The organism is Motilibacter deserti (genome assembly GCF_011250635.1).
GTDB classification, from domain to species: Bacteria; Actinomycetota; Actinomycetes; order Motilibacterales; family Motilibacteraceae; genus Motilibacter_A; species Motilibacter_A deserti.
The window spans coordinates 668,324-687,511 of record NZ_JAANNP010000002.1 but is presented as its reverse complement, the minus strand read 5'-3'; the positions used below and the strand labels follow the sequence as shown (position 1 = coordinate 687,511).

Below are 19,188 nucleotides of genomic sequence, written 5' to 3'. Positions count from 1 at the left end.
TCAACCCCTCCGGATGCGGTCGTAGAGCCCGGCGAGAGGCCGGGGGTTCACCACCCCGGACACCTGGCGCACCGAGGGAGTGGCGATCGGCAGCGCGGGCGGCAGCCCCCGGCGCAGGCTGTCGACGACGAGGTCGGCGACGTGCGGCTTCAGCCGCTGCGGCTCGGCCGCGAGCCAGGCCACCAGCGAGGCGACGTCGCCGGCGCGTACGTCCTCGGGCAGCGAGCGCACCGGCAGCGGGTCGGCCCCGACGAGGGCGACCACGGCACAGACGTGCCGGCCGAGGGCCGGGTGCAGCAGGCCGGCGATCGCGGCCGCCGCGCCCGCGGCCCGCGCACGCCGGCGGCGTACGGAGTGCCGCTCGAGCAGCCGCTCCGCCCCGCCCGGTCGCGGCCGGCCCGTCCGGAGCACGTCCACGGCGAAGACGCCCGCCGGCCCGACGAGCACGGCTCCCGGCCCGAGCGGCACGGCGTCGGGCCACCGCCGGTCCTCGAGCCGGACGTAGCCGAGCGAGGTGACCTGGCGCAGGGCCGTCGCCACGAGGGCCTCCGCGGCCAGCTTGCGTGCGGGAGACCGCCGCAGCCGCGCTCGAACGCGGTGCGCCGCCTGCCCTGCCCGCACGGACCCTCCCGCTGTGCCTGCAGGCCCGGGCGACCGCTGCACGGTCTCGGCAGCCTGTCGACCGACCTGGTCCCAGAGGACCACACGCCGACCGCGGCTCCGCGCCGGGCCCCGGCCCGCGCGCCCGACATGCACGCCCCCTCGGCCCGTGCAAGGGTCGGTCCCGTCGCGCCGACGACCCGGCGGGCACGAGCGAGAAGGAGGCGGTCGGTGGGAGCCCGGCGCAACCCGGCGAAGATCACGCTCCGGCCGCGAGTCCCGCTGCGCGCCCGCGCCGCCCGGCACGCGCCCTCCCCGCCCGAGCCGCGCACCGTCGTCGTCGTGGGGGCGTCGAGCGGTATCGGCCGCGCGACCGCCCTGGCCCTCCTCGCGAGGGGCGACTCGGTCGTGCTGTCGGCCCGGGGGGCACAGCGGCTGCGGGACGTGGCGGCCGAGTGCGCCGCCCTCCCGGGCCGGGCGCTCGTCGTGCCGGCCGACGTGCGCTCCGCCGCGGACATGGAGCGGCTCGCCACGGCTGCCGAGGAGGCCTTCGGCCGCATCGACGGCTGGGTGCACGCCGCGGGGGTCATCGCGTACGGCCGGGTCGAGGACGTGCCGGCGCAGGTGTTCCGCGCCGTGCTCGAGACCAACGTGCTCGGCGTCGTCCACGCGGCGCAGGCCGTCCTTCCCCGGATGCGCGCCCAGCACGGCGGCACGTTCGTCGTCCTCGGCTCCGTGCTGGACAAGGCGACGGCGCCCCTGATGGGGTCCTACGTCTCCTCCAAGTGGGCCGTCCGCGGGCTGGCCCGGGTGCTGCGGCAGGAGACGCGCGACGCACCGGGGGTCGCGGTGTGCAGCGTCGCCCCGGCCGGGGTCGACACGCCCATCTATCGGAGCGCCGCGACCTACGCCGGGCGGCTCGGCTCGCCGCCGCCCCCCGCCGACTCCCCCGAGACCGTCGCCGCAGCCGTGGTCGCCTGCCTCGACCGCCCGCGGCGGCAGCTCGTGGTGGGCCCGGCCAGCCGGGTCGTGCAGCTGGGCTTCGTCGCCCTTCCTCCCGTCTACGACGCCCTCGTCGGGCCGCTGCTGCGCGTGCTCGGGCTGGCCCCCGGCCACGTGCCGCCGACCCCGGGCAACGTCCTCGCGCCGGCCGCGCCGCAGGACCCGGACGCGGCCGGCCCCGCCCGGTGAGCGAGGCTGGGAAGAGCACGGAACCGCACGATGGAGGCCCCATGACCGGCGTACCCACCCGAGCCCTGAACAACGGCGTCGAGATCCCGATGCTCGGCTTCGGGGTGTTCCAGATCCCGCCGGACGAGGTGGTCGCACCGGTGGCGACGGCGCTCGAGGCGGGCTACCGGCTGATCGACACGGCCGCGGTCTACGGCAACGAGGAGGGCGTGGGCAAGGCGCTCGCGGACAGCGGCATCGCCCGCGACGAGCTCTTCGTCACCACCAAGGTCTGGAACGAGGACCAGGGCTTCGACGCCACGCTGCGCGCCTTCGACACCAGCCTGGACAAGCTCGGCCTCGACACCGTCGACCTCTACCTCATCCACTGGCCGAGCCCGCGGCGTGGGCTCTACGTCGAGTCGTGGAAGGCCCTGGAGCGGATCTACGCCGAGGGCCGTGCGCGCGCCATCGGCGTCTCCAACTTCACGGTCGCCCATCTGCAGCGGCTCTTCGACGAGACCGGCGTCGTCCCCGCGACGAACCAGGTCGAGCTGCACCCCGAGCTCCCGCAGGACGAGCTGCGCGCCTTCCACGACGAGCACGGCATCGTCACCGAGGCGTGGAGCCCGATCGGCGCCGGCAAGGGGCTGCTGGAGAACCCCGCCGTCGTCGACGTCGCGACGCGGCTCGGGCGTACGCCGGCCCAGGCCGTGCTCCGCTGGCACGTCCAGCGCGGGACCGTCGTGATCCCCAAGTCCGTGACGCCGGAGCGGATCCGGTCGAACTTCGAGGTCTTCGACTTCGAGCTCGGCGAGGCCGACATGGCCGCGATCAGCGGCCTCGCGTCCGGCCGCCGGCTCGGGCCCGACCCCGAGACCGCGACCTTCTAGCCGCCCCACCCTTCGCACGCCGCGGGGCTGGACCGCCACCGCTGCGGAGCAGGTCGGCCCGGGTGCCCACGCACACCTCGCGGAGCCTCCGTGGCGGGACCTGGTCCTGCAGGGCCGAGCTGAGCAGGCGGGCGAGCGAGTAGTCGGGGTCGTTGGCGAGCGCGCGCTCGAACGCGACGTTCGCCAGCGCCCCGTCGCCCCGCACGTAGGCCACCGCCCCGAGCAGCGTGCACACGGGCGCGGCGTCCGGGCCGACGGTCGTGCGGGCGAGATCGGTCCAGAGCGCGATCAGCGCGGCCGCGGGCACGTCGAGCACGAGGGTCATGGCGTGGTCGCGTGTGGTCAGGTCCGCCAGGCCGCCGACGATCCGGCCGGCGACGACGTCGTCGACCCCGGGCCGTCCCGACGCGTAGCGCGAGGCTGCCTCACGCAGCAGCTCCAGGGTCTCGCGCCGCAGCCGCTCGGGCCCGCCTGCGCGCAGCGCCTCGTCCACGGCCCGCCCGGCCGCAACGGACGCGAGCATCAGGCCGGCAGCCCGGTGCGGGCGCAGGTCCGGCTCGATCGACGCGACGAGCGCCGCGCGGTCCGGCAGCGGCGCCCGCCCGTTCAGCGCGGACTCGGAGGCGTAGTGAAGCGCCGCAGGCGTGCCCCCGGCGGGCAGCGGGGTGCCCTCGGGCGGGCAGCAGGGCCCCTCGCAGTCGTAGGACCACCAGCGCCCACCGCGGGCCAGCAGCACCTCGGCCCACCCGATGCCGAGGAAGGCCGCCTCGGCCAGCAGGTGGTCCACGAGGTGCCGGCGCGGCAGCCCGTCGCGGTCGGCCTCCCCGCCCGGAGCACCGGTCACGCACACCACGAAGACCGCGTCCGCCTCCTCCTCGGCCACCCGCTCGACGGTCTCGAGGGCGAGCTGCTCCTCGTCCTCGGGGTCGGGCAGGTCGAAGCGCATCACCACCCCGAGCCGCTTGCGCGGCCCGTGCAGGCAGCCGACGACCAGGCTCTCCTCGGGGGTGAACCCGATGAGGTGCGGGAGGGCCGACACCAGGTCGGCGGGGCAGTTCATGCGTACGACGGTCTGTTCCATGCGCGACAGCCTCGTGCTGCCGTGCATGCCCGTGGGGCCGCCCGAGCTCATCTGTGGACGGCACCGGACGGCCCGCCAGGCTGTGGATAGTGGCCCACATCGGCCCGCGAAGGCGGCAGGGTCGAAGCTCGAGGAGGAGGGGAGAACGAGGCCCGTGGAAGCAACTCCCGGTGTCGGCCAGACCGGCGCCCTGCAGGCCGGCGGCACGACCGGCGCACCGGCAGGGCCCGCGGGGCCGGCTGGTCCGGCCGGGCCGTGGGCCCCGCTCGCGGTGCCGGTGTATCGCGCGCTCTGGATCGCCGTCCTGGTCAGCAACATCGGCACGTGGATGCAGACCGTCGGCGCCCAGTGGCTGCTCGTCGACGAGCCGAACGCCTCCACCCTGGTCGCGCTCGTCCAGACCGCCTCGACGCTCCCGGTAGTGGCGCTGGCGCTGCCGGCGGGCGTGCTGGCCGACTCGTTCGACCGGCGGCGGCTGCTGCTCGCCGTGCAGGGCTTCCAGGTCGCGGTGGGCGCCGTGCTGACCGCGCTGACCGCGGCCGGGCAGATGCGCCCCGCGCTCCTGCTCACCCTCACCTTCGCCCTCGGGGCCGGGGCGGCGGTCACGGCGCCGGCCTACCAGGCGCTCATCCCGGAGCTCGTCCCGCGGGCGCAGATCACCTCGGCCGCGGCGCTGGGCTCGATCAGCGTCAACCTCGCCCGGGCGGTCGGGCCCGCGGTCGCCGGGCTGCTCATCTCGCACGTGGGCGTCGCCGCGGTCTTCGGGCTCAACGCGCTCACGTTCGCGGTGTTCGCCGCGGTCCTGCTCGGCTGGCGCCGGGCACCGGACGACCCCCGGGACCGCGAGCCCTTCGCCTTCGCGCTGCGGGCCGGCGGCCGCTACGTGCGCCACTCCCCCGTCGTCCGTCGGCTGCTGCTGCGGGTCGTGCTGTTCGTGGTGCCGGCCATGGCGGTGTGGGCGCTGCTCCCGCTCGTCGCGACGCGCCGGCTCGACATGGGCGCGAGCGGCTACGGCGTGCTGCTCGGCGCGCTGGGCGTGGGCGCGGTCGGCGGCGCGTTCCTCCTGCCCCGGGCCCGGGCCCGGCTCTCGGCCAACGCGCTCGTAGCCGGCGCGTCGTGCCTCTACGCAGCCGCCATGGCCGTCGTCGTGGCCGGGGACGTGCTGCCGCTGGTCCTGCTCGCGCTGCTGCCCGCAGGCGCGGGCTGGATCGGCGTGCTGTCGACGATGAACGCGTCGCTGCAGCTCTTCCTCCCCGGCTGGGTGCGTGCCCGCGGGCTCGCGGTCTACCAGATCGTGCTCTTCGGGGGGCAGGCCGTCGGTGCCTTCGGGTGGGGCCTCGTCGCCGAGCACCTCGGCCTGCGCGCCGCCTACCTCGCCGCCGCGGCTGCGATGGCGCTGGGAGCGGCGAGCGTGCTGGTCTGGCCCCTGCGCGAGACCCACGGCCTCGACCGCAGCCCGGCGGTCTTCTGGCCCGAGCCGGAGCTCGCCTTCGAGCCGGCCCCCGACGACGGCCCCGTCCTGGTGACCCGGCTCTACACGATCGCCGAGCAGGACGAGGAGGAGTTCCTCCTCGCGATGGAGCGCGTACGCCGGGCCACCCAGCGCACGGGAGCGGTCCGCTGGCAGGTCTACCGCGACGGGGCGGACCCGCGCCGCTTCCTCGAGGCGTACCTCGTCCCGTCGTGGGGCGAGCACCTGCGCCAGCACGAGGGCCGGCTCACCGGGTCGGACCAGGCGGCCGAGGAGCGGGCGCACGCGCTGTCGGACCCGCCGCCGGTGGCCAGCCACCTGTTCCCGGCCGGTCACCGCCCGCACTGACCTTCGCGGCCCGCGGAAGCCCGGCCACGGCCGCGGCGTTGCCGTCCTCGTGACGAGCACGGGCAGGACGCAGGAGATCGACGTCGTCGTGGTCGGGGCCGGGCAGGCGGGCCTGTCGTCGGCGTACTTCCTGCTGAAGCTCGGGCTCCGCCCGGAGGCGGAGCTGGTCGTGCTCGACGCGGACGCCGGCCCCGGCGGGGCCTGGCAGCACCGGTGGCGCTCGCTGCGGATGCGCACGGTGCACCGCATCGCCGACCTGCCCGGGATGGAGCTCCTCCAGCCCGACGACGACGCAGCCGCGGCCGACGTCGTCCCCCGCTACTTCGCCGCCTACGAGGCCCGGTTCGGGCTGCCGGTGCACCGGCCGGTGCGCGTCTCGGCCGTCCGCGAGGGACGGGACGGGCGGCTGGACGTCGTCACCGACGCGGGAGCCTGGTCTGCCCGGGCCGTCGTCAACGCGACAGGCACCTGGACGCGGCCCTTCTGGCCCTACTACCCCGGCCGGGAGTCCTTCCGCGGCCGCCAGCTCCACACAGCCGACTATCGCGGCCCCGCGGAGCTCGCCGGCCGCCGCGTGGTGGTGGTCGGCGGCGGGGCGTCCGCGGTGCAGCTGCTGGCCGAGGTCTCGGCCGTGGCCGACACGGCGTGGGTGACCCGCCGGCCGCCGGTCTGGCGCGACGCGCCCTTCGACGAGCAGGCGGGCCGGGCGGCGGTCGCCCTGGTCGAGGAGGCCGTACGCGCCGGCCGCCCTCCGGCCAGCGTCGTGAGCGTCACGGGGCTGGCCATGACGCCCGCGGTGGCCGCCGCCCGCGAGCGCGGGGCGCTGGAACGGCTGCCGATGTTCGAGCGCATCACTCCCGACGGGGTGGCGTGGGCCGACGGCCGGACGCTCGCCGCCGATGTGATCCTGTGGTGCACCGGGTTCCGCGCGGCCCTCGACCACCTGGCGCCGCTGCGGCTGCGCGGAGCTGGCGGCGGCATCGTGATGGAGGGGACGCACCCAGCGGCCGACCCGCGGCTCCACCTGGTCGGCTACGGGCCGTCGGCGAGCACGATCGGGGCGAGCCGGGCGGGCCGCCAGGCCGCACGGGACGTGATGGCGCTGCTCGGACAGGCGGGGGGCCGGGCCGAGGCGCACCACGCCGACGGCACGGGCATGGTTGACGCCCTCGGAGGGGCCGCGTAGTGTCGCTAGTGGTTGCAGTTGTGCTTCACGCTCGTTCAAAGACGCCGCGAAGTTGACACAGCGGGCGTCATTCGTTCTCCGGTCTTCGGTCGAACACGACGGCTCGTCGCGACCGCTCCCCGCCGCGTCCGCGAGCGGGTGACAACCGGAGCAAAGGAGAGCCAGATGGCTCAGGGCACCGTGAAGTGGTTCAACGCCGAGAAGGGCTTCGGCTTCATCGCCCAGGACGGCGGCGGCCCGGACGTCTTCGTCCACTACTCGGCGATCGCGACGAGCGGCTACCGCTCGCTCGAGGAGAACCAGCGCGTGGAGTTCGAGGTCACGCAGGGCCAGAAGGGCCCGCAGGCCGAGCAGGTTCGCCCCGTCTGAATCGGGGTAAGCGGCGCCGGTGACCATGGGCTCAAGCCCTGGCCACCGGCGCCGATGCTCTGCAGCAGAGACGCCGCAGGGCATGCTTCAGCAGGAAGGACTCGTCATGTTCGACGACTACGGTCCCTGGGACGACTGACCTCCAGCGTCCCCGATCTGGGCCAGCGGCCGGCCGCCAAGCAGATGGCGCCGGCCTTCGTGCTATCTCCCCCAGTGCGCCCCAGGGAGCCCGTGCTCCCGCCTCCGTCCCCGACCCGGCATGCTGTGCGCAGCAAGCACCGCGAGAGTCGGCAGCGAACGGGGAGGCGTGGGTGCGCCAGCGCAGGTTCCTCGTCCCGTCCGTGCCCGACCTGGCGGGCCGTCGGGCGACCCTGCTCAACACCGCCTATCTCGTCGGAGCCCCCGGCTGGACCGTGACGCTCTGCCGGGCGTACGAGCTCGACGAGCGGGGCAACCCCGGGCCGGGGCGGCTCACCATGGACGTACGCGGCCCGCACGGGGCACCCGAGGCGCTGCAGTACTCCGGCCCGCTCGACCCGGCCGTGGGGGCGGCGCTGTTCGCGGCCGCGCCGGCGAAGGCGTTCCGCAGCCGGTACGCGCTCGACGACCAGTGGTCGCTCGACGTCTACCACCTGCAGAACGAGGGCCTCGCCGTCGCGGTCGGCCGTTTCGCCCCCGACATGAGCGTGTTGCGCGTCCCGTCGTGGTGCGGACGCGAGATCACGGACGACCCGGCCTTCAGCGACCTTGCGATTGCTGAAGGCCGGGCCGCCGCACGCTGAACCGTCCCGCGCGGATCTGAACCCCGGGCCGCCGCACGTTGGACCGTCCCGGCGGGGGCTCAGCCCGCGGGCGCTGAGGGCCAGCCCGGGCCGGCCGGGAACAGGTGGCGGTCGGCGACGAGCGTGAGGACCCGCCGGGCCGCAGCAGGCGCCTCGAGGACCCCCATGGGGACCTGCACGCCGTGGTGGCCGTACGCGCGGGCCGCCAGCTCCTCGAGCAGCGGGGTGACGGGCCCGTCCCAGCCGCTGAGCCGGAGCCCGGTCGCCCGCTGCAGCCGCTCCACCTCCACCAGCCCCAGCGCCCGCTCTGCGTGCTCGGGGAACACCCCGGCGAGGAACAGCGCTCCGTCGCCGAGCCGCCGCCACACCGCGGCGCGCTGGTGCGACGGCAGCGCCTGGAGCACGCCCGCCAGGCGCGGCAGGTCCAGCTCGTTCCACCGCTGGCGCCGCCAGCCGCGGTCGGTCTGCCGGTAGGAGACGCCGGAGGCGATCCGGGAGTACGACGTCAGCAGCTCGATGAGGAACAAGCGGTGGTGCGGGTCGGTCGCGAAGGCGGCGAGCACCGGCCCGTCGAAGACCGGGAGGCGCGACCGCGGGCCGGTGCGGTCGGCGACGTACGCGGACCCGACGAGCGCGCCGCTGACGCTGTGCACCGCGGCGGCGAACACGAGGAACGGAGAGACGTAGCGGAACCGTTCGGCGTCGGCGTGGCTGTCGTCGAGGATCGCGTCCGTGACGGCGGGCCGGTCGAGCAGGTCGAGGATCAGGGCTGGCTGTCTGCGCAGCGCCGGCACCTGGTCGGCGCGCCCGCCGGTGAGGGCGAGGAGGTCACGGTCGTCGAGGTGCTCGTCGTAGCGCAGGGCCACCGCGTCGAGGTCGTCCATCGCCCTATGGTGCGCCTGCGATGTTGCCAGAAACGTCATTGCGTGCAACGTTCGTGTCGCGTCCCTCCTACGGCTCGCCACGGCTGCTCGTCGTCGTGACCCTCCGCACCGGGCCGGCCGCCGCCTCGTCCGGCGCCGACCCGTCCCGCTCCGCCTCGTCCGGTGGCATCGCGTCCGCCGCCGCCTCGTCCTCCCCCACCCCGGCCTCCGCCACCCCCGCCGGCGCGAGACCCGGGCCTTCCTGCCGGCCGCGGGCCAGCTCGTTGACGACACCGGCCACCACGTGCCCGAGCACGAAGCACACGACCGCGCCGACGACGCCGTACATCTCGAACCCGCCGAGCAGGGCGAGCGCGGCGACGAGCCGGGTCGGCGGCCGCTCGCGCCGCGCCCGGCGGTGCATGGCCCACGCCAGCCCGGCCTCGACGACCAGCACGCCGCCGGCCACCAGCAGCGCCTGGTCCCGGGCGACGGTGAGCCAGAGCAGCGCGAAGGACGGGACGTACGCCATCACCAGCCCCAGGAAGGGCAGCAGGCGCCACATCGCGACCCACAGCCCCACCGGCTGGGCACCAGGCAGGTCGACCAGCGCCCCGAGGGTGGCGACGACGAGACCGGCGACGCCGGCGTGCAGCACGGCGCCCCGGGCGGCCGCGGCGCCGCGTACGAGCCCCCGACCTGCCTGGACGGTCGAGAGCCGGTCGCCGCTCGCCGTCGCGACGAGCCGAGCCAGCCGGTGCAGGGCCCGCGCTCCGCCGCCGAGCATGAAGACCGCGAGCGTCGCGACGACCGCGAAGATCGCCAGCCGCGACAGGGTCCCCTCCGCGACCTCGCGCGGCGCCCCGAGCAGCCGGGTCGGAGCCTCGTCGACGAGCCGCCGCACCCGCTCGACCAGCTCGTCGCGCTGCTCCCGGTCGCGTACGCCCCAGTCCGTGAGCAGGTCCGAGGTCGCGCGCGGCACGGCGTCCTGCAGCCGCTGGTACTGCCGGACGAGGGTGTTGCCGACCTCGTAGGCGACCCCGGCGAGGGCGGCGAGCGTCACGAGGGTGACGAGACCGACCGCGACACCGCGCCGCATGACACGGGTAAGGGCGCGGACCGGCCCGTCCAGCAGGAATGCGACCGCAGCCGCGGTCAGCGTCCACGCCACGACGTGCCGGGCCCGGTCCAGGGCGAGCAGGAGCGCGAGCGTGGCGAGGCCGGCGGCGACCACGCGGACAGCGGCCGGCAGATCGAGCTGCAGTCGGATGCGCGAGTTCGAGTTCATGGAAGTGGAGCGGCACGAGGTCGCAGCTCGGCGTAGGCGACCTTGGCCGCCGCGGCCAGCGGGACGGCGAGGACGGCGCCCACGAGCCCGGCCACCGCCGCGCCGCCGAGGGCCCCCAGCATCGTCGTCATCGGCGACAGCTGCACGGCCCTTCCGATGATGATCGGCTGGACGAGCCGGTTCTCGAGCTGGGAGTAGGCGAGCCAGAGCGCGAGCGCGAGCAGCGCGGTGCCGACACTGCGGGTCGCCGCGAGCACGACCAGGGCGGCACCTCCGACGATGCCGCCGAGCTGCGGGACGAAGTTCCACAGCAGCGCCCAGAGGCCGGCGGCGACCGCCAACGGGACGCTGAGCGCCAGGCCGATCGCGAGCGCGGCCGACCCGGCGAGCAGGGCGAGCAGGAGCGAGCCGACGGCGTACCTGCCGATCGCGACGTAGAGGCTGGCCCCCAGCCGCGCGGCGACCTCCCGGCGCTCCGGCGGCAGGGCGAGGCGGGCCGCTCCCACGAGCCGGGGGCCCTCGAGCAGCAGCAGCACGACCAGCAGGAACGTCAGGGTGGCGCCGGTCGCCGCGTCGAGCATCAGCCGGACGGTGCCGCCGATCGCGCCGAGGTCGGCGTCGAGCCGGTCGGGCAGGCCCGCCAGCCAGGCCTGCACCCGGTCGGCGACCTCGTAGCGGCGCAGCAGCTCCCCCACGACCGGGGCCTCCTCCAGGTCTGCGGCGACCGCGCTGGCGTCCAGGCTGCCCTGCGTCGCCTGGCGGACCATGGCCCGGGCGAGCAGGGTGAGCGCCCCGAGCGTCAGCGCGGCGGCCGCACCGACGACGACGGCGACGGCGGCGCCCCGGCCGAGGTGGAGCCGGCGCTGGGCTGCGCGCACGACGCGGTCGAGCGCGAGCGCCAGCACCAGCGCCACGAGCAGCTGGACCAGCGTCCCGCGCACGCCGCGCCCCACGTCGACGGCCACCACGACCGCGACCACGACGCCGCAGAGCAGCACGAGCGAGCGGGGCTCGACCTCGACGGTGCGGGCCGACTCGGTGCGACTCGCTCCCCCGACGCTGGTCACAGCCGGCGGTACCGCGCCTCGACGAAGGAGTAGGCGCCGAAGCAGAGCAGCCCCGCGGCAGCGAGCAGCAGCAGGTAGGCGCCGTACGGCTGGCCGGCGAGCTCGGTGAGGGCCGCGTCGAGCCCGCGGGCCTTGTCGGGGTCGAACGTCACCGCCGCCGCGATCACGAGCACGCCGACGAGCCCCAGGACGGCGCCGCGCGAGACGTAGCCCGCCTGCCCCAGCCTGCGCACCCCCGCGCGCGCCGCAGGTCGCAGCCGTGCCAGGTCGAGCCGCTCCTCGAAGGACGTGGTGAGGCCCTTCCAGGTGAGGCCGACGGCCACGGCGATGATGACGAGGCCTGCGAGGACGACGAGCGGACGGCCGAACGAGGTGCCGAGCAGCCGGGCGGTCGCGTCCTCGCTGCCCTGGCCACCGCCGCTGCCAGTCGCGGTCCGGGCCGCAACGAAGGCGAGCGCGGCGTAGAGCACGGCCTGGGCCAGCGAGCCGATCCGCTCGAAGGTGCGGGACTTCGCGTCGTCGGCGTCGCGGTGGCCCCACCCGGCTTCCGTCACCTGCCATGCTGCGTAGCCGAGGAACCCGGCGACAGCGAGCCACAGCAGCGCCTTGCCCAGCCCGTTCTGGGCCAGGGTCGAGAAGGCGCCCTGCTGGTCCGCCTGCCCCTGCCGGTCGCCGAGGGCGATCTGCGCCGCGAGCACCCCGATGAGCGCCCAGACCAGCCCGCGCGCAGCCAGCCCGACGCGGGCGAGCCGCTCGACCCAGACGCTGTCGGCCGCCTCGCGGGCCGATCCCGCCGCCTGCCGGCCGGCGCCGCGCAGCCGCTCAGGGGTGACGCTCCCGCTACCGACACCGCTGCTGACCATGACGTGCCTCCCGAGTCGCCGGCGCGAGTCGCCCTGAGGCCTACCCCGCCCGGGCTCGCTTCAAGAGGGCAAGATCACGCGCAGGGTGAGCGTCAGCGCGGCGGTGCGCCGACGCTCTCGGACTCCTCCCCCAGCACATGCTCGGCCTCCTGGCCGCGGTCCCCGGCGCCGGCCTCCTGCGCCTCGAGAACCGTCAGGTCCACGACCTCCGGGCCAGCCGCCGCGGGCTCGGCTCCCGTGCCGCTGCTCTGCGCGGAGCCCTCCGGCCCGAGGTCGCCGAGCGGGTTGGGCATCGCGGCGCCGCCGAGCGTCGCGAGCATGCGGCGTACGTTCGTCAGCTGGGCGTTGATGCTGTCGCGGCGCTGAGTCGCGGCGATGAGCTCCCGCTCGGACTCGGCCCGGATCTGCGCCGCCCGGGTCTTCGCCTCGCCGACGAGCTCCTCGGCCTGCCGCTCGGACTCCTCCACGGTCCGGGCCGCCTTGCGCTCGGCGTCCTGGCGCAGCTTCTCGGACTCGACGCGCAGCTGCTCCGCACGCTCCTGCGCCTCGGCGAACTGGCGCTCGGCCGCGGCCGTCCGCTCGGCGAACTCGGCCTCCGCGCGCCGGCGCCGCTCGGCGAGGGTCGTCTCGAAGTCCGCGGCGGCCTCGGCGGCCCGCGCCCGCTGGGACTCGAAGAGCGCCTCGGCCTCCTCGCGCCGGGCGGCGGCCTCGCGGTCGGCTTCGTCGCGGATCGTGTCGGCCTGGCGCCGGGCGTCCTCCAGCGTGCGCGCCGACTGGGCGTCGGCGTCCGCGCGCAGCTCGGTGGCGTACCTCTCGGCCTCGGTGCGCTGCTTCTGGGCCGCCTGCTCGGTGAGCTCACGCTGCCGCCGCGCGTCCTCGGCCGCCGCGTCGCGCAGCTGCGCGGCTTCTTCCTCGGCGAGCGTCAGGATCTGCTCGATGCGCGCCCCGAGCCCTTCGTAGCGCGTCGTCGGGGCCGACGTGTCGCTCGACGCCCGCGCCTCCTCCGCCGCCCGCTGGAGCTGGTCGACGGTGCGCGCGAGGTCCGCGGCCTGGCTCTGGGCGTACTCCAGCTGGCTGCGCAGCTGCGTGACGAAGCTGTCGACCTGGGCCGGCTCGTAGCCCCGCCGGGAGATGGCGAACTGGGGAGCGCTGTCGGTCATACCGGCGTCCTGTCCTCGGAAGTGCGGGATGGGTCGGGCTCGTGCGCGGGCTCGAGGGGCTGTGCGTCGCCGGCCTGCGAGGGGTCGGTCTCCGGGGCGGCAGCGGGCAGCGCGCCGGCCTCGGCGCGGGCACCCGGGGAGACGTCGGGCAGGCCGTCGACCTGCGGGCCCTCGGCGTGCGGGCCCTCGGTGTGCGGAAGGCCCACGAGCGAGGCGTCGGCGGGCGCCGGCGCCGCGGCCGGCGGGCCGGGGACCGCGAGCGCCTCGATGACGCCGGAGAGCGAGGACAGCTCGGTCGCGATCTCGTCCCGACGGCGGGTCAGGACGGCGACCTCGCTGCGGGCCCGGTCGAGGATCTCGTGCGCCTCCGAGCGCAGCGCGTCGGCCTCCTGGCGGGCGTCCGCGACGAGGTCGGTGGCCTCGGCCCGGGCGGCCCGCCGCAGGTCCTGCGTCTCGCGCTGGGCGCGGGCGGTCTGCTCGGCCACCCGCTCGCGCAGCGCGCGGGCACCGGCGTCGGCCTCGGCCATGCGGCGCTCGGCCCGCTCCTCCAGCGCCTCCGCCGCCCGCCGCGCGGCGCCGAGCTCCTCCGCGGCACGCTGCTCGGCCCGCGCGACCAGGCCGGCCGCCTGCTCCTCGGCCCGCTCGAGCACACCTGCACTGCGCGCGTGCAGGTCGGCGACCTCGCGCTCGGCCCGCTCGGTGTGCTGCCGTGCCGAGGTGCGCGCCTGCCCCAGCAGCCGGTCGACGTTCTCGCGCGCCTGCCGCACGACGTGCGCCGCCTCCGCGTGCGCCTTCGACCGGGCCATGGCCGCCTCGGTCTCGGCCGCGGCGAGCAGCGACTCGACGGTGCGCTGCGCCCACGCCGTCTGCTCCGCCGCCTCGGCGAGCTGCTCGTCGCTCGTGGCCAGGGCCTCGTCGAGGACCCGTGCGGCCTCGGCGGCCGCCGACTCCCGCACCTGGGCGCTCTCCGAGCGCGCGGCGTCGAGCTCCGAGCGCGCTTCCGCCCGCCACTCCAGGGCGACCCGCTCGGCCTCCTGCCGGGTCTGGCCGGCGTACGCGTCGGCCGCCGTCCGCGCGGCAGCCGCCGCTTCCTCGGCCTCGGCGCGGGCCCGCTCGGCGTCCTGCGCGGACGCGGCCCGCTCGGCAGCGGCCTCCCGCGCGGCGTCCTCGACGAGCCGCACGGCCTCCGCGCGGGCCTGCTCCAGCACCGCCTGCGCCTCGGAGCGCGCGGCGCGCGCCGCGTCGGCGGCCTCCTCGCGGAGGCGGGCCGCCTCCTGCTCGGCCGTCTCGAGCAGCTGGGCCGACTGCCGGTCCGTCGCCTCCACGAGCAGCGCGCTCTGGTCGGCGGCGTCGGTCAGCAGCTGCGCGGCCTCGGTCCGCGCGTCGGCGCGGCGGGCATCGGCCTCGGCCCGGCTCTCCCGCGTCAGGGCCTCGGCCTGCTCGGTGGCGGCGGCCAGGCGGGCCGCGGCCCGCGCTTCGGCCTCCTCCACCACGGCCGCTGCCCGCGCGGCCTGCTCGTGCAGGGCACGCGTCTCCTCGCGCTGGCTCTCGACGTCCGCGAGAGCGGCCGCGGCGTCCCGCTCGGCCTGTGCGCGCACCATGTCCGCCTGCCGCTGCGCGGTCACGAGGAGCCGCGCGGCTTGCCCGCTCGCGCTGAGGTCGATGACGTCGGACGGGCCCGCCTCGGGGCCTCCGCGTCGGGTCTCGGCCTCAACGTCCATAGTGCCGCATAGTGCCATCCATCGCTCGGCGTGGCGACGCCGAGGCAGCGCTCCGTCACAGCCCGAGAAGATCGTCGACGCGGTCGGGCGAAGGGCGCTTCCGACGTGCCGCCCCGGCCCGTGCCGAAGGGTTCGAGCGTCGGCCGCGAACGCATACTCCCGGCGTGCCGTCCCCCGCTGATCTTCCGGACCGCCCGGAGGGCCTGTTGGACGTCGTGCTGCTCGGCGCCACCGGGCTCGTCGGGCGGGCCACCGCCGCGTACCTCGCCGGCGCCGCGCCCCCGGGCACGCGGGTCGGGCTGGCCGGCCGCTCCCGCGACCGGCTGCACGCCGTCCGGGACGGCCTGCCCGACGCGGCCGCGAGCTGGCCGTTGCTGGTGGTCGACGTCGGGGACGACGAGGCGCTCTCGCGGCTCGTCGCGCGCACCCGCGTGGTCGCCACGACCGTCGGTCCGTACGCCCGGCACGGGCTGCCGCTCGTCGTGGCCTGTGCCAGGTCCCGCACGGACTACGTCGACCTCACCGGCGAGACGCTCTTCGTGCGACGCAGCATCGACGCCGCCCACGGCGCTGCCGTCCGGAGCGGGGCGCGCATCGTGCACGCGGCCGGCTTCGACTCGGTCCCGTCCGACCTTGCCGTGCTGCTGCTGGCCGAGCGCGCCCGTGCCGACGGCGCCGGCACGCTGACCCGCACGGTGCTCGTCGCCGGCCCGATGCGCGGGGGCATCGGCGGCGGCACCTACGAGAGCCTGCGCGAGCAGCTCGACGCAGCACGACGGGACCCGCGGGCGCGCGCGGTGCTGCGCGACCCGTACGCCCTGAGCCCCGACCGCCGGAGCGAGCCGCCCGACCCGCGCGGGCGCCCGGTCGTCGACCGCCTCGGCGGGGCCTGGACGGCGCCCTTCCCGATGGCTCCGTTCAACAGCAGAGTCGTGCGGCGCAGCAACGCCCTGCTCGGGTTCGCGTACGGCCGCGGGCTCGACTACTCAGAGGCGCTCCGGGTGGCCGAGGGGCCGGCCGGGCCCCCGCTCGCCGCGGCCACGGCGCTCGGGCTCGGGGCGCTCGGGCTGCTCCTGGCGGCCCCGGCGACCCGGCGGGTGGTGGACCGCGCGCTGCCCGCTCCGGGCGAGGGGCCGTCGCTGCACGACGGGCGCCCCGGGCACTTCCGGACGACGACCCGCACCGTGACGACGGAGGGCGCGCGCTACGCGGCGGTCGTCGGTGGCCCGTACGACCCCGGCTACGCCGCGACGGCCCGCATGCTCGCGCAGAGCGCCCTGTGCCTGGCCCTCGACCGGGACGAGCTGCCCGACCGCGCCGGCGTGCTCACACCGGCCACGGCGCTGGGCGGGCGGCTGGCCGACCGGCTGCGCGCCGCCGGCCTCACGCTGTCGGTCGCTCCGGCCTGACCGCAGGCCCGGCGGCCAGCCCGTCGCGAACGACGTCGAGCACCCGGTCCAGGAGGCTGTCCACGGCCCGCTCGCGGATGGCCTCTCCCCCCTCCGGGCCCAGCTGCCCCTCGAGCACGAGCTGCGCGACGCCGTGGACGCACGCCCACGCCACGTCCTCGGCGCCCAGCCGGGCGTCGGGCGACAGCTCCCCGGCCTGCACGAGGGCATCGAGGGCGGCGCCCAGCAGCGCGTACGGGTTGTCCTCCGGCCCGCCCTGCGGCGGGGCCGGGCACGGGGCGAAGGCCGCGCGGAAGAGCCCGGGCTCCTCGAGGGCGAAGCGGACGTACGCCGCCCCGGTGGCCCGGAAGGCGCCGGCGGGCGAGCGGTCCGCACCCGCGATCTCGACGCGCATCCGGTCCGCAAGCCTCCCCATCGCGGCGTCCCGCACCGCGCCCAGGAGCCCGTCGCGGTCGGCGAAGTGCCGGTACGCCGCGGTGGGCGACACGCCGGCCCGCCGGGCGACCTCGCGCACGCCCACAGCACCCGGGCCGCCGTCGCGGGCGAGCTCGAGCGCGCCCTCCAGGAGCGCCTCCCGGAGCCGGCCGTGGTGGTAGGGCCGCTTGGCGCGCGTGTTGACACCGTCAACATCGGCTGTCATGTTGACAGCGTACACATCAACGGAGGGAAGGACGGGCATGAGCGCGCAGGTGGTTCCGGGGCGGATGACGGCGGCGAGCGACGACGACCTCGTGGTCTTCCTGATCGGGATGCGGATCAACCGGCTGCGCGCGGTCCGCGCCTGGCTGCCCGCCGTCACGGCCATGCCGCGGATGCTCCGCGAGCTGGCGAAGGACCCGTCGCTCGGGTTGCTCGACGCCCGGTCGTACGTGTCCGGGCGCGTCGTCCTCGTCGTGCAGTACTGGAGCTCGTTCGAGCACCTCGACGCGTACGCCCGGGCCTCCGACCGTGAGCACCTGCCGGCCTGGCGCGCCTTCTAACAAGCGGCTGCGCTCGGCGGGACCGGCCGCCGGGATCTTCCACGAGACCTACGTCGTGCCCGGCGGGCAGCGGGAGGCGGTCTACGTCGGGATGCCGGCCTACGGGCTGGGGCGGGCGCTGGGCGTCGCGCCTCTCGCCCGCCGCGGAGAGCGGGCCGCGCACCGGCTGGACGCCGGGGTGCCCGACGGCCAGCTCGTCGACGCCGCAGGCGAGCTGGTGGCGCCGCGCTGACGGGTGCGCCCGGCTGCGGCGGTGCGCTCGACTGCGGCGGTGCGCTCCGCTGCGGCGGTGCGCTCGACTGCGGCGGTGCGCTCGACTGCGGCGGTGCGCTCGACTGCGGCGGTGCGCTCGGCTGCGGCGGTGCGCTCGGCTGCGGCGGTGCGCTCGGCCGGCGTCCCGTCAGCGACCGGCCCGCTCCGCGGCCTCGAAGCCGCCCAGCTGCCAGGGGCGTACGACGGTCGCGAGCACGAGCAGTGCGGCGACCATGCCGCCGGCGACCAGGGCGGCCATCGCGGCGGCATCGTTGCCGAGGGCGCCGACGAGCGGCGACGCGAGCGACCCGATCCCGAACTGCGCGGCGCCGAGCAGGGCGGCGGCGGTCCCGGCCGCCTCGCCGTGACGCATCAGGGCGAGCGCCTGCGCGTTGGGCCCGGCCAGGCCGAAGCCGGCCAGCGCGACGAACAGCGGGACGAGGACGCCGAGCAGCCCGCCGACGCCGGCGACCGCCAGCGCGAGCATGACCAGGCCTGCACCTGTGCCGAGCAGGAGGGCGAAGACCAGCAGCTGCTGCGGCCCCCAGCGGCGGAGCAGCCGGACGTTCAGCTGGGTGGCGCCGATGACCGCGACCGCGTTGACCGCGAACGCCAGCCCGAACTCCTGCTCGGACAGCCCGAACTCGTCCTGCAGGACGAACGAGGAGCCGGCGACGTACGCCAGCAGCGACGCCATGGACAGGCCGACGACGAGGACCAGGCCGACGTAGGGCCGGTCGCGCAGCAGCCCGCGATAGGCCGCCGCCGTGTCGCGCACTCCCCCTCGGCGGCGGCGCTCCGGCGGCAGCGTCTCGGGCAGCGCGAGGCCGGCCAGGACGATCAGGGCGAAGCCGAGACCGGCCAGCGCGACGAACACGCCGCGCCACTCGGTCCAGCGCAGCAGCTCGCCGCCGATCGTCGGGGCGAGCACCGGGGACGTGCCCAGCACGAGCATGAGCCGGGAGAACATCGTGGCGGCCGCGAGGCCGGAGAAGAGGTCGCGGACGACGGCGAGCGCGATCACCGTCGCTGCGGCGGCGCCGAGCCCCTGGGCCACGCGCAGCACACCGAGGACCGCGGCGTTGGGCGCCACGACGCAGAGGACCGACGCGAGGACGTGCAGCGCCATCCCGGCCAGCAGCGGGCGGCGACGCCCGAGCGCGTCGGACAGCGGCCCGAGCACGAGCTGGCCGACGGCGAGGCCGAACATCGTCCCGGTCAGGGTCAGCTGCACCGCCGACTCGGTCGTGTCCAGGTCGTCGGTGATCGTGGGCAGCGCCGGGAGGTAGAGGTCGATAGTGAACGGCCCGAGCGCTACGAGCAGCCCGAGCACGGCGACCAGGCGGAGCCGCTCGCGCGGGGCGACGACATCCCGCTCCTGCGTCGGGTCCCCCGGCTGCGTGGCGGGGCCCAGCGTGGTGGTCATGCGCGTCGTCCTTCGCAGAGGGTCTGCCCGGCTCGGGCGGTCGGTCCGGCCGGCACGGGCACCCCGGGTCGGGGCGCGCCGGGGCACGGCTCGGCACGGACACCCTTGTCCGAAGTTGTGACAAGCGTGTCAGACGGCGGGCCATTCCCCCTGCTCGCTTTCGGTCCGCTCTGGCCGGCTCAGGCAGCGTCCGCCGCTTGTCAGTGCCGTCGGCGATAGTCGTCAGGTGCCGCCGACGGCTTCCGGGCCGGCTGGGACC

Annotated in this window: 17 protein-coding genes and 1 pseudogene; 8 read left to right on the top strand and 10 right to left on the bottom strand. The window is 76.6% G+C overall.

Annotated elements, in window-relative coordinates:
* The gene (locus G9H71_RS08040; protein ID WP_166280416.1) at positions 1-540 is read right to left on the bottom strand and encodes a hypothetical protein; all 540 of its coding nucleotides are present in this window, start codon (positions 538-540) and stop codon (positions 1-3) included.
* 291 nt (positions 541-831) lie between these two features.
* On the opposite strand from G9H71_RS08040, the gene G9H71_RS08035 reads away from it, so the two are divergent.
* Both G9H71_RS08035 and G9H71_RS08030 read left to right on the top strand, forming a co-directional pair.
* A complete protein-coding gene (locus tag G9H71_RS08035) occupies positions 832-1,791 on the top strand; it encodes an SDR family NAD(P)-dependent oxidoreductase (RefSeq protein ID WP_331272831.1) in 960 nt (319 codons plus the stop codon).
* Between the two features lie 41 nt (positions 1,792-1,832).
* Positions 1,833-2,663 (top strand): aldo/keto reductase, encoded by an 831-nt coding sequence (locus tag G9H71_RS08030; protein ID WP_166280415.1) that lies wholly within the window; start codon positions 1,833-1,835, stop codon positions 2,661-2,663.
* Here the strand turns inward: G9H71_RS08030 and G9H71_RS08025 are convergent.
* Positions 2,605-3,744, bottom strand: coding sequence for a DUF4192 domain-containing protein (locus tag G9H71_RS08025; RefSeq protein ID WP_166280414.1), 1,140 nt, complete (start codon positions 3,742-3,744; stop codon positions 2,605-2,607). The genes G9H71_RS08030 and G9H71_RS08025 overlap by 59 nt on opposite strands.
* A 154-nt stretch (positions 3,745-3,898) precedes the next feature.
* Between G9H71_RS08025 and G9H71_RS08020 the strand changes: the two genes are divergently transcribed.
* The 4 genes from G9H71_RS08020 (at position 3,899) to G9H71_RS08005 (ending at position 7,900) form a co-directional block, all read left to right on the top strand.
* Positions 3,899-5,563 (top strand): MFS transporter, encoded by a 1,665-nt coding sequence (locus G9H71_RS08020; protein WP_331272830.1) that lies wholly within the window; start codon positions 3,899-3,901, stop codon positions 5,561-5,563.
* A gap of 49 nt (positions 5,564-5,612) precedes the next feature.
* Positions 5,613-6,749, top strand: coding sequence for an NAD(P)-binding domain-containing protein (locus G9H71_RS08015; protein ID WP_166280413.1), 1,137 nt, complete (start codon positions 5,613-5,615; stop codon positions 6,747-6,749).
* Between the two features lie 165 nt (positions 6,750-6,914).
* A complete protein-coding gene (locus tag G9H71_RS08010; RefSeq protein WP_166280412.1) occupies positions 6,915-7,118 on the top strand; it encodes a cold-shock protein in 204 nt (67 codons plus the stop codon).
* A gap of 311 nt (positions 7,119-7,429) precedes the next feature.
* The gene (locus G9H71_RS08005) at positions 7,430-7,900 is read left to right on the top strand and encodes a CYTH domain-containing protein (RefSeq protein ID WP_166280411.1); all 471 of its coding nucleotides are present in this window, start codon (positions 7,430-7,432) and stop codon (positions 7,898-7,900) included.
* 59 nt (positions 7,901-7,959) lie between these two features.
* Here G9H71_RS08005 and G9H71_RS08000 read toward each other — a convergent pair whose 3' ends face one another.
* From G9H71_RS08000 to G9H71_RS07975, 6 genes are all read right to left on the bottom strand, one after another.
* Positions 7,960-8,784 carry a hypothetical protein gene (locus tag G9H71_RS08000; RefSeq protein ID WP_166280410.1) on the bottom strand — a complete coding sequence of 275 codons (825 nt, stop codon included), beginning with the start codon at positions 8,782-8,784 and terminating at the stop codon, positions 7,960-7,962.
* Between the two features lie 67 nt (positions 8,785-8,851).
* The gene (locus G9H71_RS07995; protein ID WP_166280409.1) at positions 8,852-10,051 is read right to left on the bottom strand and encodes an AI-2E family transporter; all 1,200 of its coding nucleotides are present in this window, start codon (positions 10,049-10,051) and stop codon (positions 8,852-8,854) included.
* Positions 10,048-11,118 carry an AI-2E family transporter gene (locus G9H71_RS07990; RefSeq protein WP_166280408.1) on the bottom strand — a complete coding sequence of 357 codons (1,071 nt, stop codon included), beginning with the start codon at positions 11,116-11,118 and terminating at the stop codon, positions 10,048-10,050. Before G9H71_RS07990 ends, G9H71_RS07995 begins: the two co-directional genes overlap by 4 nt.
* Positions 11,115-11,981, bottom strand: coding sequence for a DUF1206 domain-containing protein (locus tag G9H71_RS07985; RefSeq protein WP_166280407.1), 867 nt, complete (start codon positions 11,979-11,981; stop codon positions 11,115-11,117). The genes G9H71_RS07990 and G9H71_RS07985 overlap by 4 nt, the downstream gene beginning before the upstream one ends.
* A gap of 92 nt (positions 11,982-12,073) precedes the next feature.
* Positions 12,074-13,141 carry a coiled-coil domain-containing protein gene (locus G9H71_RS07980; RefSeq protein WP_166280406.1) on the bottom strand — a complete coding sequence of 356 codons (1,068 nt, stop codon included), beginning with the start codon at positions 13,139-13,141 and terminating at the stop codon, positions 12,074-12,076.
* Positions 13,138-14,862, bottom strand: coding sequence for a coiled-coil domain-containing protein (locus tag G9H71_RS07975; RefSeq protein ID WP_166280405.1), 1,725 nt, complete (start codon positions 14,860-14,862; stop codon positions 13,138-13,140). The genes G9H71_RS07980 and G9H71_RS07975 overlap by 4 nt, the downstream gene beginning before the upstream one ends.
* Before the next feature lie 164 nt (positions 14,863-15,026).
* On the opposite strand from G9H71_RS07975, the gene G9H71_RS07970 reads away from it, so the two are divergent.
* Complete coding sequence (locus G9H71_RS07970) at positions 15,027-16,271, top strand: saccharopine dehydrogenase family protein (protein WP_331272829.1); 1,245 nt, start codon at positions 15,027-15,029, stop codon at positions 16,269-16,271.
* Here the strand turns inward: G9H71_RS07970 and G9H71_RS07965 are convergent.
* Positions 16,246-16,911, bottom strand: a complete 666-nt coding sequence (locus G9H71_RS07965) for a TetR/AcrR family transcriptional regulator (protein WP_166280404.1) — start codon at positions 16,909-16,911, stop codon at positions 16,246-16,248. The two genes, G9H71_RS07970 and G9H71_RS07965, sit on opposite strands and share 26 nt — an antisense overlap.
* A 37-nt stretch (positions 16,912-16,948) precedes the next feature.
* On the opposite strand from G9H71_RS07965, the pseudogene G9H71_RS25480 reads away from it, so the two are divergent.
* Positions 16,949-17,483, top strand: a pseudogene (locus tag G9H71_RS25480) (DUF4188 domain-containing protein).
* A gap of 168 nt (positions 17,484-17,651) precedes the next feature.
* On the opposite strand, the gene G9H71_RS07955 reads toward G9H71_RS25480, so the two are convergent.
* Positions 17,652-18,929 (bottom strand): multidrug effflux MFS transporter, encoded by a 1,278-nt coding sequence (locus G9H71_RS07955; protein ID WP_166280403.1) that lies wholly within the window; start codon positions 18,927-18,929, stop codon positions 17,652-17,654.
* Between the last annotated feature and the right edge of the window lie 259 nt (positions 18,930-19,188).

What these genes read in the sequence shown, in the direction of transcription:
- G9H71_RS07965 (WP_166280404.1), bottom strand. Translation starts at nt 16,911, where the DNA reads ATGACAGCCGATGTTGACGGTGTCAACACGCGCGCCAAGCGGCCCTAC.
- G9H71_RS08030 (WP_166280415.1), top strand. Translation starts at nt 1,833, where the DNA reads ATGACCGGCGTACCCACCCGAGCCCTGAACAACGGCGTCGAGATCCCG.
- G9H71_RS07955 (WP_166280403.1), bottom strand. Translation starts at nt 18,929, where the DNA reads ATGACCACCACGCTGGGCCCCGCCACGCAGCCGGGGGACCCGACGCAG.
- G9H71_RS08025 (WP_166280414.1), bottom strand. Translation starts at nt 3,744, where the DNA reads ATGGAACAGACCGTCGTACGCATGAACTGCCCCGCCGACCTGGTGTCG.
- G9H71_RS07995 (WP_166280409.1), bottom strand. Translation starts at nt 10,051, where the DNA reads ATGAACTCGAACTCGCGCATCCGACTGCAGCTCGATCTGCCGGCCGCT.
- G9H71_RS08000 (WP_166280410.1), bottom strand. Translation starts at nt 8,784, where the DNA reads ATGGACGACCTCGACGCGGTGGCCCTGCGCTACGACGAGCACCTCGAC.
- G9H71_RS07985 (WP_166280407.1), bottom strand. Translation starts at nt 11,981, where the DNA reads ATGGTCAGCAGCGGTGTCGGTAGCGGGAGCGTCACCCCTGAGCGGCTG.
- G9H71_RS07980 (WP_166280406.1), bottom strand. Translation starts at nt 13,141, where the DNA reads ATGACCGACAGCGCTCCCCAGTTCGCCATCTCCCGGCGGGGCTACGAG.
- G9H71_RS07975 (WP_166280405.1), bottom strand. Translation starts at nt 14,862, where the DNA reads ATGGACGTTGAGGCCGAGACCCGACGCGGAGGCCCCGAGGCGGGCCCG.
- G9H71_RS08010 (WP_166280412.1), top strand. Translation starts at nt 6,915, where the DNA reads ATGGCTCAGGGCACCGTGAAGTGGTTCAACGCCGAGAAGGGCTTCGGC.